Annotated in this window: 25 protein-coding genes; 5 read left to right on the top strand and 20 right to left on the bottom strand. The window is 69.2% G+C overall.

The features are described from left to right. Nucleotides 1-27 precede the first annotated feature (27 nt). From F6W70_RS00590 to F6W70_RS00580, 3 genes are all read right to left on the bottom strand, one after another. Complete coding sequence (locus F6W70_RS00590) at nt 28-663, bottom strand: DUF1684 domain-containing protein (RefSeq protein ID WP_151485635.1); 636 nt, start codon at nt 661-663, stop codon at nt 28-30. Between the two features lie 36 nt (nt 664-699). Beyond that, nucleotides 700-1,509 carry a sugar nucleotide-binding protein gene (locus F6W70_RS00585; protein WP_318278764.1) on the bottom strand — a complete coding sequence of 270 codons (810 nt, stop codon included), beginning with the start codon at nt 1,507-1,509 and terminating at the stop codon, nt 700-702. A 119-nt stretch (nt 1,510-1,628) separates the two neighbouring features. Continuing rightward, complete coding sequence (locus F6W70_RS00580; protein WP_017829708.1) at nt 1,629-2,279, bottom strand: MIP/aquaporin family protein; 651 nt, start codon at nt 2,277-2,279, stop codon at nt 1,629-1,631. Nucleotides 2,280-2,532: 253 nt separating this feature from the next. Between F6W70_RS00580 and F6W70_RS00575 the strand changes: the two genes are divergently transcribed. Then, nucleotides 2,533-3,918: an APC family permease gene (locus F6W70_RS00575; RefSeq protein ID WP_151485633.1), complete on the top strand. Its 1,386-nt coding sequence runs from the start codon at nt 2,533-2,535 to the stop codon at nt 3,916-3,918. After that, nucleotides 3,905-4,120 (top strand): multidrug transporter, encoded by a 216-nt coding sequence (locus F6W70_RS00570; RefSeq protein WP_151485632.1) that lies wholly within the window; start codon nt 3,905-3,907, stop codon nt 4,118-4,120. Before F6W70_RS00575 ends, F6W70_RS00570 begins: the two co-directional genes overlap by 14 nt. A 181-nt stretch (nt 4,121-4,301) precedes the next feature. Here the strand turns inward: F6W70_RS00570 and F6W70_RS00565 are convergent, their stop codons facing one another. The 5 genes from F6W70_RS00565 to F6W70_RS00545 all read right to left on the bottom strand — a co-directional run bounded on the left by F6W70_RS00565 (nt 4,302) and on the right by F6W70_RS00545 (nt 10,935). Then, nucleotides 4,302-6,284, bottom strand: a complete 1,983-nt coding sequence (locus tag F6W70_RS00565) for an RCC1 domain-containing protein (RefSeq protein WP_151485631.1) — start codon at nt 6,282-6,284, stop codon at nt 4,302-4,304. A 162-nt stretch (nt 6,285-6,446) separates the two neighbouring features. After that, on the bottom strand, nt 6,447-7,772 hold the full coding sequence (locus F6W70_RS00560; protein WP_151485630.1) for an RNA polymerase sigma factor: 1,326 nt from the start codon (nt 7,770-7,772) through the stop codon (nt 6,447-6,449). A 155-nt stretch (nt 7,773-7,927) separates the two neighbouring features. After that, on the bottom strand, nt 7,928-8,515 hold the full coding sequence (locus tag F6W70_RS00555) for a cysteine hydrolase family protein (protein WP_127483197.1): 588 nt from the start codon (nt 8,513-8,515) through the stop codon (nt 7,928-7,930). A 74-nt stretch (nt 8,516-8,589) separates the two neighbouring features. Next, the gene (corA, locus tag F6W70_RS00550; protein ID WP_055866495.1) at nt 8,590-9,606 is read right to left on the bottom strand and encodes a magnesium/cobalt transporter CorA; all 1,017 of its coding nucleotides are present in this window, start codon (nt 9,604-9,606) and stop codon (nt 8,590-8,592) included. 36 nt (nt 9,607-9,642) lie between these two features. Further along, nucleotides 9,643-10,935: a serine hydrolase domain-containing protein gene (locus F6W70_RS00545; protein WP_151485629.1), complete on the bottom strand. Its 1,293-nt coding sequence runs from the start codon at nt 10,933-10,935 to the stop codon at nt 9,643-9,645. A gap of 95 nt (nt 10,936-11,030) precedes the next feature. Between F6W70_RS00545 and F6W70_RS00540 the strand changes: the two genes are divergently transcribed. Both F6W70_RS00540 and F6W70_RS00535 read left to right on the top strand, forming a co-directional pair. Further along, a complete protein-coding gene (locus F6W70_RS00540; protein ID WP_055866941.1) occupies nt 11,031-11,345 on the top strand; it encodes a DUF2470 domain-containing protein in 315 nt (104 codons plus the stop codon). Between the two features lie 46 nt (nt 11,346-11,391). Continuing rightward, nucleotides 11,392-12,039, top strand: a complete 648-nt coding sequence (locus F6W70_RS00535; protein WP_055875006.1) for a biliverdin-producing heme oxygenase — start codon at nt 11,392-11,394, stop codon at nt 12,037-12,039. 21 nt (nt 12,040-12,060) lie between these two features. On the opposite strand, the gene F6W70_RS00530 is transcribed toward F6W70_RS00535, so the two are convergent. Then, nucleotides 12,061-13,455 (bottom strand): ATP-dependent DNA helicase, encoded by a 1,395-nt coding sequence (locus tag F6W70_RS00530; protein WP_055866505.1) that lies wholly within the window; start codon nt 13,453-13,455, stop codon nt 12,061-12,063. A gap of 113 nt (nt 13,456-13,568) precedes the next feature. On the opposite strand from F6W70_RS00530, the gene F6W70_RS00525 reads away from it, so the two are divergent. After that, nucleotides 13,569-14,639 (top strand): hypothetical protein, encoded by a 1,071-nt coding sequence (locus tag F6W70_RS00525; RefSeq protein WP_151485628.1) that lies wholly within the window; start codon nt 13,569-13,571, stop codon nt 14,637-14,639. A gap of 18 nt (nt 14,640-14,657) precedes the next feature. Here F6W70_RS00525 and F6W70_RS00520 read toward each other — a convergent pair whose 3' ends face one another. The 11 genes from F6W70_RS00520 to F6W70_RS00470 all read right to left on the bottom strand — a co-directional run bounded on the left by F6W70_RS00520 (nt 14,658) and on the right by F6W70_RS00470 (nt 26,519). Next, the gene (locus tag F6W70_RS00520; protein WP_151485627.1) at nt 14,658-16,658 is read right to left on the bottom strand and encodes a bifunctional copper resistance protein CopD/cytochrome c oxidase assembly protein; all 2,001 of its coding nucleotides are present in this window, start codon (nt 16,656-16,658) and stop codon (nt 14,658-14,660) included. A gap of 88 nt (nt 16,659-16,746) precedes the next feature. Beyond that, nucleotides 16,747-17,034, bottom strand: a complete 288-nt coding sequence (locus F6W70_RS00515; protein WP_017203554.1) for an HU family DNA-binding protein — start codon at nt 17,032-17,034, stop codon at nt 16,747-16,749. Between the two features lie 241 nt (nt 17,035-17,275). Beyond that, nucleotides 17,276-18,112 (bottom strand): hypothetical protein, encoded by an 837-nt coding sequence (locus tag F6W70_RS00510; RefSeq protein WP_151485626.1) that lies wholly within the window; start codon nt 18,110-18,112, stop codon nt 17,276-17,278. 124 nt (nt 18,113-18,236) lie between these two features. Next, nucleotides 18,237-18,542, bottom strand: a complete 306-nt coding sequence (gene rpsN, locus F6W70_RS00505; protein ID WP_017829734.1) for a 30S ribosomal protein S14 — start codon at nt 18,540-18,542, stop codon at nt 18,237-18,239. Nucleotides 18,543-18,545: 3 nt separating this feature from the next. Beyond that, nucleotides 18,546-18,716, bottom strand: coding sequence for a 50S ribosomal protein L33 (gene rpmG / locus F6W70_RS00500; protein ID WP_017203558.1), 171 nt, complete (start codon nt 18,714-18,716; stop codon nt 18,546-18,548). Next, the gene (gene rpmB / locus F6W70_RS00495) at nt 18,716-18,952 is read right to left on the bottom strand and encodes a 50S ribosomal protein L28 (protein WP_017203559.1); all 237 of its coding nucleotides are present in this window, start codon (nt 18,950-18,952) and stop codon (nt 18,716-18,718) included. Before rpmB ends, rpmG begins: the two co-directional genes overlap by 1 nt. A gap of 161 nt (nt 18,953-19,113) precedes the next feature. Continuing rightward, nucleotides 19,114-21,237, bottom strand: a complete 2,124-nt coding sequence (locus F6W70_RS00490; protein ID WP_151485625.1) for an alpha-galactosidase — start codon at nt 21,235-21,237, stop codon at nt 19,114-19,116. 61 nt (nt 21,238-21,298) lie between these two features. After that, complete coding sequence (locus tag F6W70_RS00485; RefSeq protein WP_151485624.1) at nt 21,299-22,630, bottom strand: ABC transporter substrate-binding protein; 1,332 nt, start codon at nt 22,628-22,630, stop codon at nt 21,299-21,301. Between the two features lie 75 nt (nt 22,631-22,705). Continuing rightward, on the bottom strand, nt 22,706-23,590 hold the full coding sequence (locus F6W70_RS00480; RefSeq protein WP_017829737.1) for a carbohydrate ABC transporter permease: 885 nt from the start codon (nt 23,588-23,590) through the stop codon (nt 22,706-22,708). Next, nucleotides 23,587-24,513, bottom strand: coding sequence for a carbohydrate ABC transporter permease (locus tag F6W70_RS00475; protein ID WP_047524211.1), 927 nt, complete (start codon nt 24,511-24,513; stop codon nt 23,587-23,589). The genes F6W70_RS00480 and F6W70_RS00475 overlap by 4 nt, the downstream gene beginning before the upstream one ends. Next, entirely contained in the window at nt 24,510-26,519 is a 2,010-nt protein-coding gene (locus F6W70_RS00470) for a beta-galactosidase (RefSeq protein ID WP_151485623.1), read from the bottom strand. Before F6W70_RS00470 ends, F6W70_RS00475 begins: the two co-directional genes overlap by 4 nt. Between the last annotated feature and the right edge of the window lie 63 nt (nt 26,520-26,582).

Here is a 26,582-nt window from a genome sequence, read left to right as displayed (position 1 = left end):
CGTGCAGGAGCCCGGAAGACCAGGCGCTCAGGCGCTCCCGACCCCGTACATCTCCCCGACCGGGACGGCGGTCGTGAGTACGTTCCCCGGTTGCGCGAGTGGGCAGGCCCACGCCGGGTCGTAGGCGCACGAGGGGTTGTAGGCGAAGTTGAAGTCGAGCACGATCGTGCCGCGCCGGGCGTCGGATCCGAGGTCGGCGCCCTTGACCGTGTCGATCAGGTAGCGTCCGCCGCCGTAGGTTCCGCCGGGGCGGCCGGCCAGCGCATCACGCACCGGGATGAAGAGACCGCCACCGTAGGAGGCCAGCCGCCAGACGTCGAGCGATCCGGCATCCGGGATCTCCACACGGCCGATCCGCTCGAACGGGACGATGCCGTCGGTGCCGGTCGCGAACTCGAAGCCGCCGGGATCTGCGGGGAGGACCGGCAGTTCGAAGCGCCACTGCGGGTCGTACGAGGCGATCGGGAGCCCCTCGAACAGCGCCCTGTCCTCGGGCAGCAACGGAGTGGCCGGGTGGTGGAGCATCAGGTCGTCCCGCTCGATCCGCCAGAGTTCGTGCGCCTCCTCCGGGGAGTCCGCGATCCGCACGGCGTCGTACAGGGCGAAGACCCGGCGCCGCCAGTCGACGACCTCGATGGCGGTGCGCGCAGCTGTGCTCGTCATGGCCCCAGGCTACGCGGCGCTGCCGACGACGGCGCCTCAGCTCGCGGTGGGGCCCGCGATCATCTCGGCGTATCCCTCGCGATAGGTCGGATACTCGAGGGTGCCGAGCAGCGACCGCAGCAACGACCCGTCGTACACGAAGCCGCCCGGGTCCGCAGAGTCGATGTCGGGAGGCACATCGACACCGAGCTCGCGCGCGATGAACCCGACGACCTCTCCCAGCGGTGCCGGGCTCTCGTCGACGGCGTGCACGAGCCGTGGAGGGGCGGGCGTCCGCAGCAGCAGTTCGAGGGTGCGCACCAGGTCGGTCTCGTGGATGCGGTTCGTGCGCCGCGCGTGTTCGACCGCCGCGCCTTCGCGCACCTTCCGCAGCAGGAAGTCGCGGCCGGGTCCGTAGATGCCGGCCGGCCTCACCACGACCGCATCGAAGATCTCGACGGCCGCCCGCTCGCCGTCGCGCAGTCCTCGCGAGCGCGCGCTCGTCGGTTCCGGATCGTCCTGCTCGGTGATCGGCCGCGCGGCCCCTGGACCGTCGAACACCCCGGTCGACGACACGAACACGGTGCGGGCCGGGATCGCGGGCAGAGCCTCGGCGAGATGCGTCAACGCCGTGCGGTAGGCCGACACGCCCTCGCCGGGCGGAAGCGTGACGACCATCGCGTCGACCGCGGGAAGTCGCGAGGCGAGCGGCGCCGCAAGGTCGGCGCGGATCCCGGTCACGCCGGCGGGCGGCTCGGCGTCGCTCCTGCGCAGCGCGAACACCTCGCCGTGCGCGAGGATCAGCGGTGCGAGGCGGGCGGCGATCTTGCCGGAGCCGACGAGGAGCGTGCGGGAGGGGGTGGTCACGGAAAGACCGTACATCCGTTTCGATCAGCCCCGGAATCGCGTCGTGATGATCGTCGCTTCCGCACGCAGAAGCGCCGCACCTTCCGAGGAGGATGCGGCGCTTCGGGCACGCGGGAGGACTACTCCGCTGCGGCGATCTTCTTGGCGTCGTCCGTGTTGAGCACCCGGAACAGGATCGCCGCGATCACGGCTCCGACGACGGGGGCGACGAGGTAGAGCCACAGCGAGCTCCAGGCGAAGTGACCGCTGACCGAGAGACCGAGCGCGACGGCCGGGTTGAAGCCGCCACCCGAGATCGAGCCGACGGTCGCCGCGCCCACGAACACGGTCGCACCGATGGCGAGACCGTAGAACGAGTTGCCCGCGGTGTCCTTCGACGTGGCGGTGTTGAGCACGACCCACACGAGGATCAGCGTGAAGAGCGCCTCGACGAGGAACGCAGGGCCGACCTCGACGATCATGGCCTTCTCGCCGACGGGCCACACGGACATGCTGACGAGCGCGGCCAGTGCGCCACCGACGAACTGGGCGATGAGGTAGGAGATGAAGTCGGCGACGCTGAGGCCGCCGCGCAGGAACACGCCGACCGAGACGGCCGGGTTGAGGTGTGCACCCGAGATGTGGCCCGTCGAGAACACGAGCACCATCAGGGTGAAGCCGATCGCGAGCGGAGTCAGCGGGCTGCCGCTGTTCACTGCCGCGATGATCGCGAGGACGAAGAGGAAGGTGGCGAGCGCCTCTGCGAGCGCCTTGCGTGCCGTACCGGTCATGAGAGTGCCCTTTGTATCGGAGATTCGAGAGAGAGGAAGCCCGTCCTGCCCGCATACTCCGGTCGACCGAGCCTCTTGCGGCACTGACGCTATCGCCGGATCCCGCGGAATTCCGGGAGCCGCGCGGACTTTCTGTGAATTCGCTGAGCCTGGAAACGGACGACGATCCGCGAGCGGTCGGTCGGCGAGGAGGCCACGGCGCCGGGATGTCAACCCCGTGGCCGCTGTCGCCTCTCCCCCGTAGCTTTCGAGGATGACGACCGAGACCGCGCCCGCCGCCGAGACCTCGCCCCGGCTGCGGAGGGCGATCACCGGGCCTCTCCTGTTCGCATTCATTCTGGGCGACGTGCTGGGCGCCGGCATCTACGCGCTGATGGGCGTGCTCTCCGAGAAGGTCGGCGGGATGCTGTGGGCGCCCCTGCTCCTGGCGCTGCTTCTCGCGATGCTCACCGCAGGCTCGTACGCCGAGCTCGTCACCAAGTACCCTCGTGCCGGTGGTGCAGCGGTCTTCGCCGAGCGCGCCTTCCACAGCCCCCTGGTGTCGTTCCTGGTCGGATTCAGCATGCTCGCGGCGGGCGTCACGAGCGCGGCCGGACTCGCCATCGCGTTCGCGGGCGACTACCTGGGCACGTTCCTCGACCTGCCGACGATCCCGGTCGCCATCGCGTTCCTCGCCCTCGTCGGCCTCCTGAACGCCCGCGGCATCCGGGAGTCCATGGGAGCCAATCTCGTGATGACGGCGATCGAGCTCAGCGGCCTCGTCATCGTCGTCGCCGTGGTCGCGATCTTCGTCGGCGGTGGTGGCGGTGACCTCTCCCGTGTCACCGAGGTGCCGGAGGGCACGAATGCTGCGATCGCGGTGCTGTCGGGCGCCGTCATCGCCTACTACTCGTTCGTCGGGTTCGAGACCTCCGCGAACATGATCGAAGAGGTGAAGGATCCGCGCCGCACGTACCCCCGCGCCCTCTTCGGCGCTCTGTTCACCGCCGGAGCGGTGTACGTGCTGGTCGGGTTGGCGAGCGCGATCGCGCTCCCGCCCGCAGCACTGCAGGAGTCGAGCGGACCCCTGCTCGCCGTCGTGGAGGCCACCGGCGCCAGCATCCCCTCCTGGCTGTTCAGCCTCATCGCGCTCGTCGCCGTCGCCAACGGCGCACTGCTGACGATGATCATGGTCAGCCGCCTGACCTACGGCATGGCCGAGCAGAACCTCCTGCCCGCCACCCTCGGCCGCGTGCTCCCGAAGAGGCGGACTCCCTGGGTCGCGATCCTCGCCACCACCCTCGTGGCGATGGGCCTGACCCTCGTCGGGGATCTGGCGACGCTCGCCGAGACCGTCGTGCTGCTGCTTCTGGTCGTCTTCCTCAGCGTCAACGTGTCCGTGCTGGTGCTGCGTCGGGACCGCGTCGAGAACGATCACTTCCGCGTGTGGACCTTCGTCCCTGTGCTCGGCATCGGCTCCTGCATCCTGCTGCTCACCCAGCAGCGTCCGGCCGTCTGGCTCTTCGGCGGGATCCTGCTCGCCGTCGGTGGTGTGCTCTACCTGCTGGCGCTGTGGGGCAGGAAGCACACCGGGAAGAGGAACGACACTTCCGGCGGCGACACCGTCGGCAACCCGAAGGAGAACCATGAGCACGCCTGAGCACGCATCCGACGAAGAGATGACGAGCGCGCAGAAGCGACACGACCAGCTGACGGCGGCGCCGGAGGCCACCGAGGCCGATGCCGCGCCCCGCATCGAGGTCAGTGAGCACGACGGGAACACCCGCATCGACATCGCCTCGGAGGCGCCTGTGCGTCCGGGACCCGGCCCGGGAATGCCCGAGGCCGATTCCGAGGACTGACGCATCCGGTCGGGCTCGGGCCGAGCCGGAAGGAGGTAGGGGCGGCACGTGGGGGTGTGCCGCCCCTGTTGGGGAGGTGCTGTGCACCAGGTGACGGGGAGGTGTCACCGAGCCCGGGGAGGACTCATCTAGAACAACGGATGTCCGGGCGGAATCTGTCGGCGCCTGCAGCGCCGACGCGTCACACCCGTCGACGGCTCCTGGTGAACAGCAGATAGCCGCTGCCGCCGACGATCAGGAGCGCTCCGGCCCCGGCCGCGTACGCCGCGAACGCAGCGGTGCCGCCGGTGACGGCGAGCGAGGCGCTGCCGCCGGACGTGCTTCCTCCGCGAGGCGCGCCGGTCGGGTCGGTCGGATCGATCGGATCGATCGTCGGGATCACCGTCCGCTCGCGGATCACGACCACGTACTCCTGGGTGTCGGTCCCGTACTGATTCGTCGCCGTCACCGTGAACGTGTAGGTGCCCGCGGTCGTCGGGGTGCCCGTGAGCGCCCCCGTGGCCGGATCCAGGACGAGCCCCGGGGGCAGCGAGCCCGTGGTGACCGCGAGCGTGATCGGCCCCGGTCCCGTCGCCTCGACCGTCGCGGTGTAGATGGTCCCGACCGTCCCGTCCGGGAGGGAGGAGGTGACGATGACCGGCGGCTCGAGGTACGTGAACCCGCCGGGGTAGGTCGTCGCGGACTGATACGGCGTGGCGGTGGTCCCCGCGATCAGGCCCGTGCGGACGACGACGTCGACGGGACCGTGAACGTGCGGCGGGGTCACGACGCTGATCGGGCACCCCGACGCGTCGAGGTCGGTGCCGGGGATGCCGTCGAAGGTGACCTCGGTCACCCCGAAGCTGAGCGCGAGGCCCGGCCGCATCCGCCCCTCGCTCGCGTAGCTGCCGAGCTGTGCGGGACCGGAGATGCTGCCCCAGGTCGGACGCATTCCTCCCCAGCTGTAGAGACGACCGTCCGAACCCAGCGCGAACGACGCCTGCAGCCCGATCTCGACATCCGTGGCGATGACACCGGCGGGGATGTCGCTGGTGTCGACCTTGACGGGCGCCGCCGCGTCGACGACCGAGTTGATGCCGAGCTGACCGTCGGGGTTGTAGCCCCAGCTGTACATGGTCCCGTCGTCGGCGAGCACGAGAACGTGGAACTCGCTCGCGACGATCTTCTTGATGCTGAGGCCTGCGGGCATGTCGCCCGCGGAGACGAGCACGGGGGCTCCGACGGCGGTCACACCGGTGTCACCGATGCCGAGGCGGCCGTTGCCGTTGTACCCCCAGGAGTAGATCTTTCCGTCGGTGCCGAGCCCGTAGCCCACATACGAGCCGGCAGCGACCTGGGTGAACGTGACGCCGGCGGGAACCGCCCCCTGTGCGATCCGCACCGGGGCGAGCCGGTCGGCTCCACCGACGTTGCCATCGCCGTTGCCGCCCATGAAGCTGCCGCCCCAGGAGTAGATCCAGCCGTCGCTGCCGAGCGCGTAGGTGTTGCCGTTGCCGTTGGCGAGCTGGGTGAGGGTGACACCTGCGGGGATCTGCCCCTGCGCCAGCGCGACGGGCTCGGGACGCCAGTTGTTCGTGCCCTCTCCGTTCGACGGCTCGCCCCAGCTGTACACCCAGCCGTTGTCGGCGAGCACGGCGGCACGCCCCGAGCCGGCGGCGATCGACACCGGTTTCACTCCCGCCGGGATCTGCCCCTGGTTCACCTTCACGGGCGTCGCCGATTCCTGCGGGTTGAAACCGCCGATGCCGAGTTGGCCGGAGGAGTTCATGCCCCAGGCGTAGATCGCACCGTCGGCGGCGACCACGTAGCCGGCGTACTGGTCGTAGTCGGCGTCGACGATGTCGGCATCCGCGGGGATCGCCCCCTGCGAGATCTGCCCGGGGCCTGATCCCCCGCCGTTCCCGTTGGATCCGTACTGCCACGCGCCCCAGGTGAGGACCTTCTCCTCCTTCGTGACAATCATGGCGTTCATCCCGCCTGCGGCGAACATCTCGATCGGCGAGACGTCCGCGCATTCGATGAGAACCGTGGTTCCTCCGGCGACCGGGCCGGAGTCGGGTGTGGGCGCGGCCCACCCCGCGGTCGGAACCGCGAGAGCCGCGGCGACGCCGATGACCACGGCACCTGCCAGGCGACGACGGACGTGTGTGTTCCCAGTAGACATTGCTGACCCCCAGCATCTTCGGGCGTTGTCCCCGCGACACACCCGAAAGGAGAGACTCCGTTCGGGCGCTTTCCATTACGTGGATAGTGCGAATTCGCAGGCACGCCAGCCGGCGTGACCCCTCGGAGGTACAAACGAGCGAGCCGAAGGAATCTGTCGGTGTCAGCCGACCGTCGCCGTGACGGTCTGCGTCTCGGAACGCACCTGCCCCTCGGCGACACCGCTGACCGCGCGGTCCCCGCGATGCCCGGCCAGCAGGAGCCGGTATCCGCCGGCCTCATCAGGGCGGGAGTCGACGAGGGCGAAGGTGACGCGGGAGGTCGCATCCCCCCGGCAGATGGCACCCGTCGAGGAGGGCGAGCAGTCCCATGCCTCGGGAGTGCTCAGAACGCTCAGTCCGGGCGGAAGAAGGAGCTCGACCACGACGTCCTCGGTGTCTCCCAGCCGCAGGTCCACGTCGATCTCGGCACGCTCGGCCGGAAGCGCTCGTGAGGCGACGGCGAGTTGGAGCCCACCGACCGGCCCTCCCGAGAGGAGGTTCTGCACCGCAGGAAGAGCCAGCGCGATCAGGAGCACCCCCACCACGACCGAGGCGATCGCCATGATCTGCGGCACCAGGGAGATCCGTCGCGCGCCGGAGAGCCGTCGGGCCACCGACGGTGGCGCGGTCGGCGTCCCCCGCGGACGATCATCGGCCTCGGCAGAGCCGGACGGGCTGAGCACGCTTCCGGCGACGAGGAGCGCGACCGTGCCGAGCGCGGAGGTGAGGGCGCCGAACCGGCCCCAGGCGGCCCTGCACCGATCGCACGTGCGGATGTGCGCCATGCCGCGCGATCGAGGGACATCCTCCATCTGCACCGCGACCGACTCCGGGAGGTCACCGGCGGCGCGACGGCAGTCCGCTGGCGCGTCTTCTTCGAGGACCACCCGCAGCGTCGCCCGGCGCAGGCTGAGCTTGGCGCGCCGCAGCAGGGACGAGATCGCCGGCGCCCGCCGCGCCAGTTCTCCCTCGAGGTCTCCCGGCTTGCGCCCATCGACGACGACGGCTTTCAGCACCAGCTGCTGATCCGGCGGGAGGGACTGCAGAGCGGCGGCGACATACGCGTACTCGCGGTGAAGATCGGTGCGCCTGGTCGAGTCGAAGTGCGGCTGGAGCTCCTCATCGGCATCGAGGATGCCGCCGACGCGGGAGCGCGGTGAACGGTACTCGTCGATCAGACGGTTCCTCATCGCTCGCGAGAGATAGGCGTTGGGGTTCGAGGTCGGTCCCCTACCCTCGGCCCACAGCGCGAGGAGGGCGGCGATGGCGTCCGCGGCGAGGTCGTCGGGATCGAGCACGCCATTGGAGATCCGTCGCGCTATCGACAACAGGTACGGGAGATTCTCGGCGAGGTACTCCCCGGCCGCACCACGGTCCCCCGCGTTCGCCTCTCGGGCCCGTCGATCATCGACGACACGCCGATCGACCTGGTCCGTTGCTTCGCCCATTGCCCACTCCCCTGAGTGCGCCCCCCTCCGCTACTGATGAGATTACGCGATGGCACGCCGCGCATCTCCCCGCGGGAACGCCCCTTCCGGACAACGAGCATCGCGACGGAATCTGTCGGTGGGCGCCGACGTCGTGGGGAATCCGGGCGGCGCTTCTAGGGGAGACCGGGCGCCCGGACCGCTCCGATCCGTTCGCTCGTGCTCGCGATGGTCGCGAATCCGCGGGCCGCCAGGATGCTCTCCGTACGGCGCATGATGTCCTCCCCCGACACGGCGGCCAGCCCGCCGTGCGCCGGAATCGCCGAGGTCGTGGTCGCATCGGTGACGAACTCCACCTCGTAGCCGAGGTCGGCGGCGACGCGGGCCGTCGTCTCGCAGCACTGCTCGGTGCGGATGCCGCAGATCACGACGCGACGCACCCCCGCCCCCTGCAACCTGTCATGGAGGTCCGTCGAGCCGAACGAGTTGACCGTCGTCTTGGTGAGGGCTGCTTCGGATTCGCGCGGATCGAGGTCCTCGATCACACGCACGAAGCCCGATGCGGGGTCGAACACACCTCCGCTCCCCGGCTCGGAGTGCGTGATCCACACGACCGGGTCGCCGACCTCTCGCGCGTGGGCGACGAGGAGCGCGATGTTGTCGATCACGGCAGGATTCGCCGTGGCCGCCCAGTCGTCGACACGCCGGCGGAAGGACTCCTGCGCATCGATGACGAGCAGGGCGGTGTCGGAAGAAGAGGTCATGCGCTCATCGTGCCCGCCCTCGCGGACGCGGACAAGACCGCACACTGCCGACGACCGCAGGGATCCGGACAGACCTAGAGCCAGCCCTTGCGTTTGAACGCGGCGTACAGGCCGAAGCCCAGCGCGATCATCATGCCGACCGCCATGGGGTAGCCGAGCAGCCAGTGCAGCTCCGGCATGTGGTCGAAGTTCATGCCGTAGATGGTGCCGACCAGCGTCGGCGCGAACAGGATCGCCGCCCATCCCGAGATCTTCTTGACCTCGTCGTTCTGACGGATGCTGAGCTCCGTCATCCGCCGCATCTCCTCGTTCTGGCGGCGTGCGACGATGGTCGATTCGACGGTGAGCGCGTTGTCGAGCACGGTGCGGAACGTCGTCGCGCGGTCGCTCACGCGCAGGGTGTGATCCAGCACGTCGCGCAGATACCGCTGCAGCTCTTCGGTCACCTGGTACTTGTCCGACCCTCGAAGCAGTGCCTCCAGCATCCCGGACAGCGGCTGTGTGGCCCGCTGGAAGTCGATGACCTCCCGACCCAGATCGTAGATGCGCTGCGTGGCGTCGGTGTTCTCCTCGAACAGCTGGCTCTCGATCTCGTCGATGTCGTTCTCGAGCCCCGCGAGGACGGGCGTGTACTCGTCGACGACCTCGTCGAGGATGGCGTACAGCACGGCTTCGGGGCCGTGGGCGAGGAGCGCGGGGTCGGCTTCGAGGCGACGCCGGACGCGGCCGAGGTCGGGGGACTCCGCGTGCCGGATCGTCACCACGAAGTCGGGACCGACCAGCACATGCACCTCCCCGAACTCGACCTCTTCGAGGTCGTCGAGATAGCGGGCCGGCCGCAGCACCATGAACAGCACGTCTCCGTAGCGCTCGAGCTTCGCGCGCTGGTGCCCGGAGAGGGCGTCCTCCACGACGAGCGCGTGGATCCCGAACTCCTCGGCGACCTCGCGGATCTCGTCCTCGCTCGGTCGATAGAGGCCTATCCACCCCATGCCGTCGCGCTCGCGCATGCGCTCGAACGTCTCGCTCAGGGTCACCGGGTTCTCGGTGCGGACGCCATCCACGTAGATCGCATTGTCGATGATCGCCATCGTCGCCCCTTCGAGTACCTGTGGGTCAGCCCGGGTTCACTCCGCGGCGGGAGGAGCGACGCAGGCGATCGCCGCGTCGGTGATCGTCTGGTGGTACTGCTCGGCGGTGAACGGAAGACCGAACTCGGGAGCCGTCTGGCCGTCGGCGGCCGGCGCCTTCGAGGCGATGGCTGCGAGCTCCCACGAGAGGTGCTGGGCGAACTGGGCGCCGGCCGTGGAGTCGTTGAGCACGACCGCCACCGTGAATCCGGTCGCCGGGTCGGAGTACGCCGCGGTGGCGTATCCCGGAGTCCAGCCGTGCTGGCCGATCATCGATCCCACCAGGTAGCCACCGCCGGCGGCCTGGAACCAGGATGCGGCGCCGTCTGCCGCCGAGAGCGGATCGGCGAAGCGCTCCGGCTTCTCCTTCGTGCGCAGGACCTGCTTCGCCTCCGCCTGGGCGTAGCGACCGAGGTCGGTGATGGTGGAGACGACACCGGAGTCGGTGAACCCCGAGCTGGACGACAGCTTCGTGATGTCGACGGGGGCCGCGCAGTCGTATCCGCCCTCGACGGCATTGAGGTAGTGACCGTCGAGCACCGCGCCGGTTCCCGGCACTGCCGGGGTCGGCCCGGGAAGCGAGGTGTCGGGCAGCGCGAGAGGTTCGGTGACGTACTCGGCGATCAGCTCGGAGGCCGTCATGCCCGACGCGCGCTCGAGGGCGAGGCCGAGCAACAGGTAGCCGGCGTCCGAGTCGCGGAAGGTCGTGTGGGGCGCGACGCGCTCGCGCGCCAGCCCGAAGCCCGCGAGCTCCAGCGGCGACCACACCCGCTCAGGGGTGTTCAGCCAGGCCGACTTCACGGTTCCCTCGGAGGATCCCGCGCCACTGGTGCCGTTGCACAGATCGAGGAGGGTGATGCCGTCGTCGCGCATGTCGGCGACGCCCGAGACGTAGTCGGCGACGTTGGCGTCGAGCTCCACCACGTCCCGGTCGGCGAGGGCATAGAGCACGTCGCAGGTCATCAGACGGGTGACGTCCGCGATGCGGAAGGACATGTCGGTCGACAGCTCCGCACCGCCTTCGCGATCCTGCGTGCCGATGCCCGCCACCCAGCTCCCGCTCCAGGGCGCCCACACACCGACGATCGCACCGGTCGCACCGGAGGAGACGAGCGCGTTGTCGACCGCGGCCTGCATCGCGGCGACCGTGTCGTCCGGGAGCGGACCGTCGACCTGCGCGGGCGGCGTGTAGGAGAAGGACTCCTCGGACGAGCATCCGGTGAGAGCGAGAGCGAGCACGGCTGCCGTCGCCGTTGCGGCGCGCCACCGGCGCGACGAGAGAAGCTGCATGAAAGGGACCCCCGAGGACGTGTCTCCCGAGTCTAGAGCGCCGAGGCTGAAAGTCGGCCCCGGAGCGATCTCGGAGCCGCCGTAAGGTGGTCACCGTGCCCCATATCTTCGACGCCGACGTGATCACCGCCGTTCTCCGCCACATGAACGGCGACCACACCGATGACAACATCCTCATCGCCCGCGCCTTCGCGGAGCCGTCGGATGTCGAGGTGACCGGTTCGGTGATGACCGGGTTCGACGGAGACGCCGGCGTGTGGGAGATCACCCGCGACGGTGAGGTCGCCGAGCTGCGCGTGCCCTGGCCCGGCGGCCCGATCGCCGACCGCCCCGCCGTGCGCCGCGAGGTCGTGGCTCTCTACGACGCCGCCTGCGCCCGCCTCGGCGTCGAGCCGCGGCCGCACGCCTGAACACTGCGACTTCCCTCCGGGGTTAGGTAACCCTTACACTGGCCTCATGCCCGAGATCCTCTCCTTCTCCGCCGCCCTGCGCGAGCGTTCGTCCGGATCGCACTCCCGCAGCGAGACCGCCGGCTTCATGTCCGACCTCCTGAAGGGCGAGGGGTCGCGCGAGGACTACATCTCCCTCGTCGCGCAGCACTACTTCATCTATGAGGCGCTCGAGGGCGCGGGCGAGCGCATGCGTCAGGATCCGGTGGCCTCGGTCTTCATCACCGACAAGCTCACCCGACTCCCCGCGCTGGAGGCCGACCTCGAGTTCCTGCTCGGGGCCGACTGGCGCGAGCAGATCGTCGCCCTGCCCACCACTCAGCGCTACGTCGACCGCATCCGCCAGGTGGGCGCCACCTGGGCCGGCGGCTTCGTCGCGCACCACTACACCCGCTACCTCGGCGATCTGTCCGGCGGCATCTTCATCGGTCGTGTGATGGCCCGTCGCTTCGGCTTCGAGACCAACGGCATCGGCTTCTACCTGTTCGACGACATCGCCGACCCGTCCGCTTTCAAGGACGTGTACCGCGAGCAGCTCGATGCCGCCCCGTGGGATGAGGCCGAGCGCGAGCGCGTGATCGACGAGGTGCTCCTCGCCTACCGCTTCAACACCGAGCTGTTCGAAGACCTCGACCGCGCTCGCGCCGCCGCCTGAGCGGATCCCGCGCCCGGGAGCTCAGCTCTTCGGCAGCTCGGGGGCGGATGCCGCGAGCCAGGCATCGCGCATGAACCGACGCACGTCTTCGTCCACCCGGATGTCGCGGGGTCGCAGCGCACGCGACAGATAGAGACCCTCGAGCGAGGTCAGCCGGCTGAGGGCGACATAGGTCTGCCCCGGCGCGAACGCCCCGGAGCCGAGGTCGATGATGGCCCGCTCGTAGGTCTTGCCCTGCGACTTGTGGATCGTGACAGCCCAGGCCAGACGCAGCGGGAACTGCGTGAACTCGGCGACGACGTCACGGGAGAGCTTCTTCGTGTTCTGATCGTACGCGTAGCGGAACCGTTCCCACACGGCGGGCTCGACATCGACCTCTTCACCGTCGATGTCGACGCGCACGGCACTGCCGAGGATGCGCACCACCGTTCCGATCGTGCCGTTGACCCAGCGCGGCGGCTCGCCGGACATCGCGGTGTCGTTGCGCAGGAACATGACCTGCGCCCCCACCTTGAGCTTCAGCTCCGACTCGGCCGGGAGCGCGGCCTCGCCCCTGCCGAAATCTCCGCTCACCTCGGCGCGCGCGGTCTGCTCCTTGCCCGGCAGCGCGGCCAGGTGTCGGCTGTTGATGCTGTTCACGATGTCGTTGCGGGTCGCGAGCGTGATCATCGGGACCTCGCCGGGCTCCGGATCCGGTGGCGTCCGCGCCCCCTGGGTGTTCAGCACGCCCGCGATCTCGGCGGTCACCCGCCCGTAGCGCACGGCGTTCAGCATGGCCTTGAACCCGTCGTCGGACTGCCGGTGGATCTGCACGAGCTCGCGCACGTGCAGCTCGGCGCGCGTGTCGACGGCGAACAACCCCTCCTGGTCCGACTCGCCGGTGCCGCCGCCGGTCCCTGCCCACACCTTCGCGTCGAAGAACCAGAACGAGCGGTAGTGGTCCTGCACGTATCGGGCCTCGTCGCCGCGGGGCGGCACGGGCGCCAGCTGGTACGGGTCTCCGAACATGACGACCTGCACCCCGCCGAACGGCTCGCCCCTGCGCCCCCGCGCCTGGCGGAGAGAACGATCGATCGCATCCATCAGATCCGCGTTGACCATCGAGATCTCATCGATCACGAGCGTCTCGATGGCGTTCAGGATGCGACGGGTCGCGTCGTTCTGATCGATGTCGGCATCCCCGATCAGACCGATCGGCAGGCGGAACAGCGAGTGGATCGTCTGCCCCTCGACGTTGAGCGCCGCGACGCCCGTGGGCGCGCAGATCGCGATCTGCTTCTTCGTATTCCATGCGAAGTGCTGCAGGAGCGTCGACTTCCCGGTCCCGGCTCGCCCGGTGATGAAGACGTGCTCGCCCGTGTCCTCGATGAGTCGGAACAGCTCTTGCTGCTCCTCGGACAGGGCGGGAAGGGACACGGTTCTCACAGGGGCAGCGGACGGACAGGGCGCTCGTCCATGCTACGTCCCGGCATCCGCACACGGCCGCCGACGCTCGGCGTCCCCCCAGGACGCCCTCCTAGACTGACGCCATGGACCGGGCACGTGCGAGCGCGCCCCGGCGTGCGCGCCTGGGGGTCGATCTGGCGATGCTCGCCGTCGTCGGCCTGCTGCTCATCGCGGCTCTGGGAGCGGGCGGCGTCACGCTGTACCAGCAGTTCTACGGCCCGTCCGCGTTCGTCGTCCGCTACCTCGACCTGCTCTCCTCCGGTCGCGCCGCCGATGCGCTGCGCGTACCGGGCGTCGCGATCGACCGCGAGACGCTCGACGCCGCCGGGATCGATCCCGGAGCGTCCGAGGCGATGCTCCGCCGCGCCGCACTCGCCCCGCTGACCGACGTGACGATCACCTCGGAGAAGCCGGCAGAGGGCGGCACGGCCGTCACCGTCAGCTACCAGGCGAGCGGACACGCCGGCACCAGCACCTTCCTGGTCGAGCAGGACGGTTGGGCGGGCGTCACCCCCAACTGGCGCTTCACCACCAGCCCCCTGGCTGTCGTGGATCTGACGGTGCGCGGCGCCGACCAGTTCGCGGTGAACGGGTTCGAGGTCGACCGGCGCCAGGTGTCGATCGACGGCGTCGATGCGGTCGCGCTCGACCCGCTGCCGCTGCTCGTGTTCACGCCGGGCCTGTACGCGGTGACGGTGGACACCGCGATCTCGACCGCCTCGGGCCACGGGGTCCTCGCCGACACTCCCCTGGCCGTCACACCGCTCGATGTGCAGACCGAGCCGACCGACGAATTCGTCGACGTGGTTCAGGAAAGGGTCGAGGCCTTCCTCACGGAGTGCACGACGCAGGAGGTGCTCCAGCCGACGGCCTGCCCGTTCGGCCTGCGCGTCACGAACCGACTCGCCTCCGCGCCGAAGTGGTCGATCGCGGCGCAGCCCCAGGTCACGGTCACCCCCGACGGCGGGCAGTGGCAGATCCCGACGACGGACGCGGTCGCCCACGTCGAGGTCGACATCCGCTCGCTGTTCGACGGCAAGACCCAGCCGTTGGCGGAGGACGTGCCCTTCCAGCTCACCGGGACGATCGCGATCCTGCCCGACGGATCCGCGTCGATCAGGATCGGCTCCCCCGGCGACCCCGCCGTCGACTGACCGGGTCGAGCGTCGGCCTCAGCGGCTTTCGCGCTGGTCGCGCTCCGCGAGGGCGGCGAGCTTGGCGTTGTACTCCTCGAGCTCGGCGTCTCCCGTGCGGTCGGCGTGCCGGTCTGCGCGGCGCTGCAGCTTGGTGTCGCTGCGGCTCCACTGGATCGCGACCGTGATCGCGAGGATCAGCGTCGGGATCTCGCCGATCGACCAGGCGATGCCGCCACCGACGTACTGGTCCTGCAGCGGGTCCACACCCCAGTCGCGGCCCATCGACCCGAACCAGTCGGCGACCATCAGCCCTTCCTGCATCATGATCGCGATGCCGAAGAAGGCGTGCATCGCCATGACGGCGATCAGGGTGATCAGGCGACCGGGGTAGGGCAGACGGTACGGCACAGGGTCGGCGCCGATCAGGCTCATCACGAACAGGTAGCCCGAGATCAGGAAGTGGATGACCATCCACTCGTGACCGAGGTGCTCGTACATCGACCAGCGAACCAGGTCGGTGAAGTAGAAGGCCCACAGCGACAGGATGAAGATCGCCGCTGCGACGAACGGATGGGTCACCACGCGGGAGAACGGCGAGTGCACGGCCCACATGATCCACTCGCGACCACCGCGGGTGCCGTCGTCGCGCTTGTGGATCGCACGCAGAGCGAGCGTGATGGGGGCGCCGGAGACCAGCAGCAGCGGGATGGCCATCGACAGCATCATGTGGCCCATCATGTGGATGCTGAACAGGTACTCCTGGTACGCGTTGAGCGGGCCGCTCGTCACCCAGACGAGCATCAGCATGCCGAGCACCCAGAACACGGTGCGGTGGATCGGCCAGCGGTCGCCGCGCAGGTGCAGGCGCCGCACGCCGGCGAGGTACAGGAAGAGGCCGAAGCCTGCGGCGACGAGCCAGAGCACGTCGAAGTCCCAGGCCGTGAACCAGCGCTCGAGCGTCAGCTCCGGAGGCAGCGTCGCGCCGGTGAGGATCTGCGCGGGCGTCTGGGCGAAGGCGGCGACCTCGCCGGTGGGCGGAGGTGTGCGCGCGAGCGCGGCGGCCGCTCCCGAGGCGAGGCCCATCAGCGCGACCTCGCACAGCACGAGGAGCCAGAACCAGCCGGCCGTCCGCTGACCTGCGAGCCGGGGGATCAGACGTGCGCGATACCAGGCGCCCAGCAGTCCCATGCCTCCCAGCAGCACGACCTTGGCGAGCACGATCCAGCCGTAGGGCGTCGCCCACAGGGCGTCCCAGCCTCCGACGGCCACGATCGACCGGGTGACCCCGGAGAACGCGACCACGGCGAAGGCGGCGATCGCGAGGGACGAGTAGCGTGCGACGAGCCGCGGGGTATCGATGTCGGCGCGCCCGCGCAGCAGCACCAGCAGCAGGAGCCCACCGAGCCAGACGGCGGCGCCGATGGTGTGCAGCAGGATCGAGTTGACCGCCATGTTGTGCCCGGCGAGGTCGCCGGCATGCCCCTGCGTCGCGAGCGGGAGGAAGGAGACCGCGGCGAGCAGCGCCGTGATGAGGGTGGGCGTCCACGAACGCCACGCGAACGCGAGCACCGTGATGATCGCGCCGAAGATGGTGGTTATGAGCCAGGACTGCCCCAGCGGCAGCTCCAGCAGGAAGCGCCCGAGCTGCGTGCCGAACTCGCGCTCGATGCTGAGCTTGGGGTTGAACGCGGCCATGAAGGCGAGGAACCCCGCGAGGCCGGCCGAGACCGTGAACACGGCCGCACCGACCGAGGCGATGTTCAGAGCGGCGTCGAACGATCGCTCCCCCGCGCGCAGGCCGAACAGCGCGAGCACGAGCGCGCCGAGCATGACCGCGCCCGAGACGTTCATGACGAGCTTCGCGATCGGCGTACCCCAGAGCACGAAGGGACCGGGGTCCTGCAGCAGCGGCGGCTTGGCGCCTCCGCCGACGAGGAGCGCCAGCACCAGCGCCACCAGGGCGGCGATGAGGAGGATGATGACGCCGGCGACTCGATACGCCGAAATCCGACTCGTCGACTCGCTGCGGGAACTCACCCCTCCAGCCTAGGCGCGCCCGACGGTGAGAAAGCACGCAGGCCGCCCCCGTCGGAACGGGAGCGGCCTGCGAAGAGGTGCGGTCGAATTACTTGACGGCAGCCTTGAGCTTGGAGCCAGCGGTCACCTTGACGCGCTTGCCGGCCGGGATCTTGATCTCGGCGCCGGTCTGCGGGTTGCGGCCCGTGCGAGCAGCGGTGTCGACCTGCTCGAAGGAGATCCAGCCCGGGATGGAGACCTTGCTGCCCTTGGCAACGGCGTCGGAGACCGTGGCGAACAGCGAGTCGAGGACACCGGAGACGGTGGCCTGGCTCTGGCCCGTGGCGCTTGCGATGCTCGCGACGAGCTCGGTCTTGGTGATGGACTTGTCAGCCATGTCATCCTCCAGCGACGAGTTTCCGTCGCATCGTTGTGGGTGTCGGAGCGGATGCTCCTGGTCTAGCGACCGCCTTGAATGTACCAACCACCACCCTCATTTCCGCGTCATTTCGCGGGTTTTGGGCAATTACTGGGCGTGTCGCGTCACTTTTGTCACTCCAGTCACAGATTCGGGGGGCGGATCCGCGCTCCGGAAGCCGGATCGGCGCGGTCGCGGATGCCCGCGGCGGTGCCGGAGGTCAGGGCAGGTTGCTGAGCAGACGCACCTCGAGCACCGGATGCGCGGCGGTGACCTCCGCCCTGATGCCTTCGCCGACCGACGCCGAGACCCAGCCGATGATGCCCGTGGTGAACGCCCCCTCCGTGAGGATCGTGTCCTCCCACTCGACGTCGCAGTTCGTCAGCTGCCAGCTGCGGGCCGAGTTCACGCCGATGTTCGCATCCTCGGGCAGCACGTCGCCGACCGCGCGGTCATCCGGGATCAGGTACACGTCGAACGTCCCGAGAGGGATGCCGACGAACTGCTGCGGCTCGGCCTCGGCGCTGCGGATCGGAGTGCGCCACGCGATGGCGCGGGTCTCGGCGTCGACGAGGATCAGCCACATCGGCACAGGACCAGGCACGTAGTCGGTGTCGCACTGTGCGAGAGCCGTCTCGAGCGGGATCGTGTCGGTGCCGCGCTCCTGCTCGGGGTTGTACAGGCCGACCGTCTCCGGAACACGGTCGTGCGTTCCCGCCCACTCCTGGGCGCTCGCACCGAACACGTCGAGACGCGTATCGACGCCCGGCTGGGGCTGCGGGTCCGGCTGCGGCTGCGGCTGCGGCTGGACCGCGGGGCACGACTCGGCCGCGGTCGCCGAAGAGGGCGCGGCGATCAGGCCCCCGCCGGCCACCGCGAGGGCGAGCAGCAGCGCTCCTCCGGCGAGACGGCCGCGGCGCCCGCGCCCACCGACGCGGACTGTCAGCACGAGGCCGCCGGCGATGAGCAGCACGGCCAGGACGAGAAGACCCGCGAGCGTCAGCGGGTCGGCGCCGGACTCGGCGAGAAGGCCGGAGGCGGGGATGCAGTCGTTCATGATTCCTCTCCACCCCCCGGTTCACAGAGAGGGTATCGGTATCGCGGCGCGCTGCGCATCCCCCGGATACGCGAAAGGGGCGAGGATCCGAAGATCCTCGCCCCTTTCGACTGTCTGCTGAGACTTACCAGCTCGACTTGGTCACGCCGGGCAGCTCGCCACGGTGTGCCATGTCACGGAAGCGGACACGCGAGATGCCGAACTTCGTGAGGACACCGCGGGGGCGGCCGTCGATGACGTCGCGCGAACGCACGCGAGCCGGCGACGCGTTGCGCGGCAGCTTCTGCAGGCCGACGCGTGCGGCCTCGCGGGCCTCGTCGGTGGCGTTCGGGTCGACCAGGGTCTTCTTCAGCTCGGCGCGACGCTCGGCGTAACGCTCGACGATGACCTTGCGCTGCTCGTTGCGAGCGATCTTGCTCTTCTTAGCCATTGATCAACGCTCCTCTCGGAATTCGACGTGCTGACGGATGACCGGGTCGTACTTCTTGAGCACGAGGCGGTCGGGGGTGTTGCGGCGGTTCTTCTTCGTCACGTACGTGTAACCCGTACCTGCCGTCGAACGCAGCTTGATGATCGGACGTACGTCCTGAGCCTTCTTGGCCATTAGAGCTTCACACCCTTCGCCTGGAGGTCCTTGACGACGTTCTCGATGCCACGGACGTCGATCACCTTGATGCCCTTGGCGGACACGTTGAGCGTGATCTTACGACCGAGCGACGGAACGAAATAAGTCTTCTTCTGCACGTTCGGGTCGAAGCGGCGCTTCGTCCGGCGGTGCGAGTGCGAGACGTTGTGACCGAAGCCGGGAACAGCTCCGGTCACCTGGCACACTGCTGCCATGATGGTGACTCCTTCTATACCGTGAGGCCGGACGGCCTCACCCAAGATCCCTTGTCTGCACGCGACCCCGCCTCGCCGATCTCTCGGCCGCAGAAGGGGAAGCACGCGAACTGCGCACAGGAGTGTGCGCAGACAAAGAGTCAGTTTAGCACGGCGGCGATTCAGGCTCGAACGGCCTCGATCAGCAGAGCCGCCCCCGGAGCCAGCAGCGGCAGCGGCACACCGACGGTCTCGAAGAAGGCACCGGATGCCTCCACCCCGGCGTCGGTCCACGCGGGGTCGGCGACCTGATGCCGCGCGACCCTCCCGAGGTCCTCCCGCATCCGCAGGCGATAGCGCTGCGCCGCCGGCAGACCGGGGATCCGCGTGCGCGGGGTGAAGCCGTCGACGGATGTGCCCAGGCGCACCCAGGCGTAGACGGCGCGCGAGCCGTCGGCGGCGACCACGCCGTGCAGCAGCGTCTGGTCATCGACCTCATCACTGCGCACAGTGACGCCCGAGTGCAGCAGCGGGCGCAGCTCGCGGTAGAGCGCCGCCCAGCGCCTCAGCGCCTCGCGCTCGCCCTCGTCGGCGCGGGTGATGTCCCACTCGATGCCGGCGTGACCGAACAGCGCCGTCGTCATGCGGAAGGGCAGCGAAGCCGCCCGATGGGTCGTCTCGGCGATCGACGGCCCGACGTGCGAGCCCACGAGTTCGGGAGGGATGAGGGTGCCGGTCCACCGCTGGATGCGCTGACGCTCTACAGGGTCGTTCGAATCCGAGGCCCACACGCGCTGTGTGCGCCGCAGGACCCCGAGGTCGACACGGGCGCCGCCGCTCGCGCAGGACTCGATCTCCAGGGAGGGATGCCTCTCGCGCAGCGCGTCGAGCAGGGCGTAGAACGCGGCCGTCTGCGCGTGCACGGACGCGCGCCCGGTGTGCGGGGAGACGGCGGCGTGCAGATCGCGGTTGTGGTCCCACTTGATGAAGTCGACCCCGATCTCCGAGACCAATCCGTCGATGCGCTCGAGCAGGTGAGCGGCGGCGGCGGGGTTGGCGAGGTCGAGCACCTTCTGGTGCCGCCAGGTGGACGAATCGGGCGATGCCTGCAGCACCCACTCCGGATGCTGCGTGGCGAGGTCGGACACCGGGTTCACCATCTCGGGTTCGAACCACAGGCCGAACTGCATCCCGAGGCCGTGCACGTGATCGGCGAGAGGGCGCAGACCCTCCGGCCATTTGACGTCGTCGATGTACCAGTCCCCGAGCCCCGACCTGTCGTCGGGGCGTCCGCGGAACCAGCCGTCGTCCAGGACGAAGCGCTCGACACCGACCGAAGCCGCGGCTTCGGCGAGCGCGAGCAGACGCGTCGGGTCGTGGTCGAAGTAGACCGCCTCCCACGTGTTGAGCACCAGTGGCCGCGGCGTCGTGGGGTGCGCGGAGAACGAGCGCACCATCCGGTGAAGCCGTGCGGCGACGGAATCCAGACCGCTCTCCCCGTAGGTGAGGTGCACCCGCGGCGAGACGTAGGTCTCCCCCGCCCCCAGTCGGATCTCGCCCGGCAGCAGCAGCTCTCCCCCGCCGAGCACCGCACCGTGCACTCCGGCACCCTCGGGAAGCCGCTCGACGCCGACCTCGACGTCGCCGCTCCACGCGACGTGCGCCGTCCACAGCTCGCCACGGCGGAAGCCGAATCCGTCGGTGCCGACCGCGGTCAGATAGGGGGCGTCATGGCCACCGCGACCGCGGCGCACCTGACGCAGATGCGCACCGTGACGCAGGGCGCCGCGCTGCGGGCGCCGCTCGCCCGTCCAACGCCCGGTGTGGTCGAGCACCTCCGTCGCGTGCGCGGGGATCGGCAGCAGGATGCGCGTGGCCAGCAGGTCCAGCGGCTGGGCGTCATCGGCGGCTGTGCTCGTGACCGACAGCTGCGCGGTGAGCACGCCATCGACGTCCAGCGCGAGGTCGAGCATGACGGTGGCCTCGGCCTCGGCATCTGCGAACTCCGCCCGCAGCGATGTCGCCGAGGCCTCCCACTCGGTCGGTCGCAGCAGCGGGGCGCTGTGCAGCCCCGCCCGGTGCCAGGCGAGTGCCGGTGCGCCCGACCAGCCGTCCGCCTCGACGGCGAGCAGGGGGAAGGCCCGAGGAGCGTCGAACGAGCTGAAGTTCACGGCGCCGGTCGACGACGCGGCGAGCGCCTCGAGGTCGACGGGGTCGAGCGCCGCACCCCAGTGCAGCAGCCGCGCTCCGGTCGTGTCGATGACGACGCTGACGCCGCCGGAGGTCAGATGGACGAGTTCGCTCATTGCCGCTCCAGACGAAAAGGGAGGCCCGCCCGTGAGCATACGGGCGGGCCTCCGAAAGGCATTACTCCGTGACGGGGATCGACGCCGCCTTGAGCGCGTCGACGGTCGCCGTCTGGCCCTTCTCGATCGCGTCGAGCAGGGTTCCGCTGCCCGAGACCGCGGCCTTGAAGCCGTCCGAGACGTCGGCGTAGGTCTGGGTCATGGTCGGACCCCACGCGAAGTCGGGAGAGACCTGGGTGGCGGCATCGGCGAAGACGTCGTAGATCTTCTGCCCGCCGTAGAACTCCACGCCCTCGCTGAACACCGGCAGTGCGAGTCCCTCCGTCGTGGCGGGATAGAGGTTGGCCGCCTCGGCGAGCGCGGTCAGCGCCTCATCCGACGTGTTGAGCCACAGCGCGAACTTGGTCGCCTCGTAGAGGTGTTCGCTGCCCTTGAGCACGGCGGTCGAGGAACCACCCCAGTTTCCGGCCGCGGATCCGCCGGCCTTCCACTGCGGGAGCGGAGCGACGGCCCACGAGCCTGCGGTGTCGGGGGCGCCGCTGGAAATCGAGTTGGCACCCCAGACCGCGGAGTTCCAGGTCCAGACCTCGCCCGAGTTGTAGGCGTTGTTCCACTCGTCTGTCCAGGCGGGCACCGTCGCGACGAGGTCGTCGTCGAGCATGCTCTGCCAGAAGTCGGCCACGGTGGTCGTGGCGTCGTCGGCGAGCGTGACCGTCCAGCCCTCGTCGTCGCTCGAGAACCACTGGGCGCCGTCCTGCCACGCGAATCCGGCGAACTGGTTGATGTCCGACTGCGAGAAGTTGGTGATGTAGCCGCCCAGGTCGCGGATCTTCACGGCCGCCTCACGGTACTCGTCCCAGGTGGTGGGGATCGCGATGCCGTTCTGCTCGAACAGGTCGGCGCGGTAGAACAGCGCCATGGGTCCGGTGTCCTGCGGAACGCCGTACACACCGTCGGTGCCGAGCGTCACCTGCCCCCAGGCCCAGTCGACGAACTGGTCCTCGGCGGCGACGACGTCTTCGCAGGTACTGAGGTCTTCGAGGCCGTCCTGCACGAGGAAGTTCGGCAGGGCGTCGTACTCGATCTGCCCGAGGTCGGGCGCGTCGCCCGCCTTGATCTGGTTGAAGAAGTTCTGGTACGTGCCGCCGTTGCCGTTGGGGCCGGTCTGCACATCGACCTGGATCTCGGGGTTGGCATCGTTCCAGATCTTCACGACGTCTTCGATACCGGGGATCCAGGAGGTGAACTCGAGGGTGACGTCACCGTCGGCCGGGGTGCAGGAAGCGGCGGCATCGCCGCCTCCGGTGCTGTCTCCGCCGCCGGCGGAGCAGCCTGCGAGCGCGAACGCCGAGATGGCGATGACGGCCGCTGCCTTCTTCTTCGAATGCTGCATTTCGATCCTTTCGTGGATGCGATGGGGGTGGTGCAGGGGTGGTGCGTCACGCGGGAGGTCCGCGTGACGACCTGCTCACTTCAGGGCGCCGGCGCCCAGTCCGTTGCGCCAGAAGCGCTGGAGCAGGAGGAATGTCACGATCAGCGGGATGACCGACAGCAGGGCGCCGATCAGGACGAGACCGCGGAGTTCGGGGAGCTGGTTCAGCTGGTTGTTCCAGTTGTAGAGACCGAACACGACGGGGAAGAGGTCTTCGCTGCGCAGCATGATCATCGGCAGGAAGAAGTTGTTCCAGATGGCCACGAACTGGAAGAGGAACATCGTCACCAGTGCCGGGGTCATCAGACGGATGCTGACGGTGAAGAAGGTGCGGATCTCCCCCGCCCCGTCGAGTCGGCTCGCCTCGAGGAGTTCGTCCGGCACCGAGGAGGCGGCGAAGATGCGCGCGAGGTAGACGCCGAACGGGCTCACGATCGAGGGGAGGAAGACCGACCAGAACGTGTTGGTCAGCTGCGCTTGGCTGAAGATCAGGAACAGCGGCAGCGCGAGAGCCGTCGCGGGGACGAGCACTCCTCCCAGCACGATGTCGAAAAGCACGTCGCGGCCGGGGAAGCGGTACTTGGCGAGGGCGTACCCGGCCATGGCGGCCAGGAGCGTGGCGATGGCCCCGCCGAGAGCGGCGTAGAGCATCGAGTTGCCCAGCCAGCGCAGGTACACGCCATCCCGGTAGGTGAACAGCTCCGCGATGTTGTCGAAGAGGTGGAAGTCGGCGAACCACAGCGGCGCGGTGGTGAGGATGTCGCCGGTCTCCTTGCTGGAGGCGACGAGCAGCCACCACAGCGGCAGCAGGAAGTAGACCGTGAACACGGCCATGATCAGCATGGCGCCCGTGCGGGAGATGCCCGATTCCCGAGCGGTGCTGCGGCGCCGGCCGGGCGCGACGATCGACGCGGTGGTCATGCGTTCTGCTCCTTGCGCTGCATGTACTTCATGAACCCGAACGACAGCACGAACGTCGTCACGGCGAGCACGACCGAGAAGGCGGCGGCCAGGTTGGTGTTCGGGATGGATGCGGTGGCGTACACGGTCATGTTCGGGGTGAAGGTGCTGGTCACGGCCGAGCTGAACGACCGGAACACCTGGGGCTCGGCGAGCAGCTGCAACGTGCCGATGATCGAGAAGATCGCGGTCATCACGATCGCGGGCCGCACCAGCGGGATCTTGATCGACCAGGCGATCCGCCATTGGCCTGCGCCGTCGAGGCGAGCCGCTTCGTACAGCTCCTGCGGGATCGACAGCAGTGCCGAGTAGATGATCAGCATGTTGTATCCGACGTAGACCCAGGTCACGACGTTCGCGATCGACCACAGCACCAGGTCGGCGCCGAGGAAGTCGATGTTCTTGGTGATCGCGGTGAAGGGCGAGAGGTTGGGCGAGAAGAGCGAGCCCCACATGATCGCGGCGATCACGCCCGGCACCGCGTAGGGCACGAAGAACGCCAGACGGAAGAAGCGCTTCCCGCGCACGAGAGGCGAGTCCAGCAGCAGGGCGAACAGCAGGGCGAGGCCCAGCATGACAGGCACCTGCACGACGCCGAACAGCAGCATGCGCCCCATCGAGCTCCAGAAGGCCTCGTTCTGGAAGACGAGCACGTACTGGGTGAGGCCGCCGAACACCTGCTCGGCCTTGCCGAAGGTGCCGTCGCGCTCGACGACGAGTAGGGACTGCCAGAACGCGTAGGCGATCGGCACGACATAGAAGAGCGCGAACAGAACGCCGAACGGCACGATCAGGAAGGCGATGGCTCCCTTGTGCGGGACGCGCCGACGGGCTCGCGCCGCGGTGGGCGCAGAGACCGCCGAGGCGGTGAGCGTGGTGGTCATACATCCTCCTTGATGATGCGGACGGCCCCAGCCGGCACGATGCCGGTGGCGGGGGCGTCCGTGACGAACTCATGACCGGACGCCGTGACCTCGGCGTCGGTCGCCCCGTGGTTGACGACGAACAGGAAGCTGCCGGTGTCCCCGACACGTCGGACGATCTCGACGTCCGGCCCCGCGCCCGGCGTCCGTGCGACCCCGGCGCCGGCGGCGATCCGCGTCATCAGCCCGGCGTAATCCGCTCGCGAGAGCTGGGTGGAGAGGAACCAGGCCGCGCCGTCGCCGGCCGTCCGCCGCGTGATCGCTGGACCCCCGGCAGCGGGGCCGTCGACGAACGATGCGATGACCTCGGCGTCGGTCGCCGCGAGCCGCTCGCTCCAGACGGTGCCCGTCGTGCCGTCGGTGAGGGTGACGACCTCGCCAGGGCGCAGCGGAGCGAACTCCTCGGAGCGGATGCCCAGCAGATCGCGGAACGCCCCCGGATAACCGCCGGTGCGCACGCGATCCTCCTCGTCGACGATGCCGCTGAAGAAGGTGATGAGCGCGACGGCACCGCCTTCGACCGCGCGTGCGATGGCCGCGGCATCCGCATCGCTGATGAGGTGCAGGGCCGGCACGATGAGCAGACCGTAGCCGTCGAGGTCGGCGCCGGGGCGCACGACGTCGGTGGTCAGACCCGCGTCCGACAGGGCCGCGTGAGCGGCATGCACCTGCCCGAGGTAGGTCAGCGCCTCGCTCGGACGCCCTTCGTTCTCGGCCGCCCACCAGCTCTCCCACGAGAAGAACAGCGCGGTATCCGCCGCGACCCTGGTGCCGGCGACCTCGCCGAGGCGATCGACCAGCGCGCCCAGTTCGACCACCTCGCGCCACTGGTCGGAGTCCTCGCCGGCGTGGGGGACGAGAGCGGTGTGGAATTTCTCCGCGCCCTGCGTCGAAGCCCGCCACTGGAAGAAGCAGATCCCGTCGGCGCCGCGGGCGAGGTGGGAGGCGATGTTGCGCCGCATCTCCCCCGGCGCCTTGGCGAGGTTGTACGGCTGCCAGTTCACCGCGCCCGTCGAGGTCTCCATCAGCAGCCAGGGCTCGCCCTGCGCGAGGCCGCGCGTGAGGTCGGCGGCGAACGAGAGCTCCCCGCGGGCATCGTCGAGACGGCGGTCGAGATAGTGATCGTTGGCGATCAGATCCATCTCGCCCGCCCAGGTCCAGTAGTCGAGGTTGCGGATGTGCGCAGTGACCATGAAGTTCGTCGTGACCGGAATGCTGCTCCGTTCCCGCAGGATCGCGGCCTCCGCGCGGTACAGCGCGAGCTGCTCGTCGGAGCTGAACCGCTGGAAGTCGAGCATCTGCCCGGGGTTGCGCAGCGACAGGGCCTGACCGGGCGGACGCACATCCTCGAAGTCGCTGTACCGCTGGCTCCAGAACGTCGTCCCCCACGCGCGGTTCAGCGCGTCGATGTCGTCATAGCGCTCACGCAGCCAGACGCGGAACGCCTCGGCGCTGACGTCGCAGTAGCAGAGGGCGTTGTGACAGCCGAGTTCGTTCGACACGTGCCACAGCGACACCGCGGGGTGATCGCCGTAGCGCTCGACCACGTGCGTCACGACGTCGGCGGCATAGGCGCGAAAGAGCGGAGAGCTCGGGCAGTACCCCTGACGACCGCCCTGCTGGAACACGGTGCCGTCCGCGCCCACCGGGAGCATCTCGGGATGGCGGGCGGTGACCCACGGGGCGGGCGAGGCGGTGCCAGTGCCGAGGTTGATGCGGATCCCGCTCGCGTGCAGAAGACCGATGATCTCGTCCAGGGCGCTGAAGTCCCAGGCGTCCGGGGCCGGGTTGATCGACGACCAGCCGAAGATGTTGATCGCGACGAGGCCGACACCCGCCTGCTTCATGAGGCGCACATCCTCGGGCCACACGCTGCGATCCCACTGCTCGGGGTTGTAGTCGCATCCGAAGACGAGGCCGCGCCCTGCGGAGAGGGCGGCGATGCGGTCGGACACTGCGGCGGCCATACGGAGACGCTCCTTTGCGAAGATGTGTGCACGTGCACAGATTCGGTCATGAAAGCACTGATC

Origin of the sequence: Microbacterium maritypicum (assembly GCF_008868125.1) — a bacterium.
Taxonomy (GTDB): domain Bacteria; phylum Actinomycetota; class Actinomycetes; order Actinomycetales; family Microbacteriaceae; genus Microbacterium; species Microbacterium maritypicum.
The sequence above is the reverse complement of the archived record's forward strand: the minus strand, read 5'-3'. Positions and strand labels throughout refer to the sequence as shown.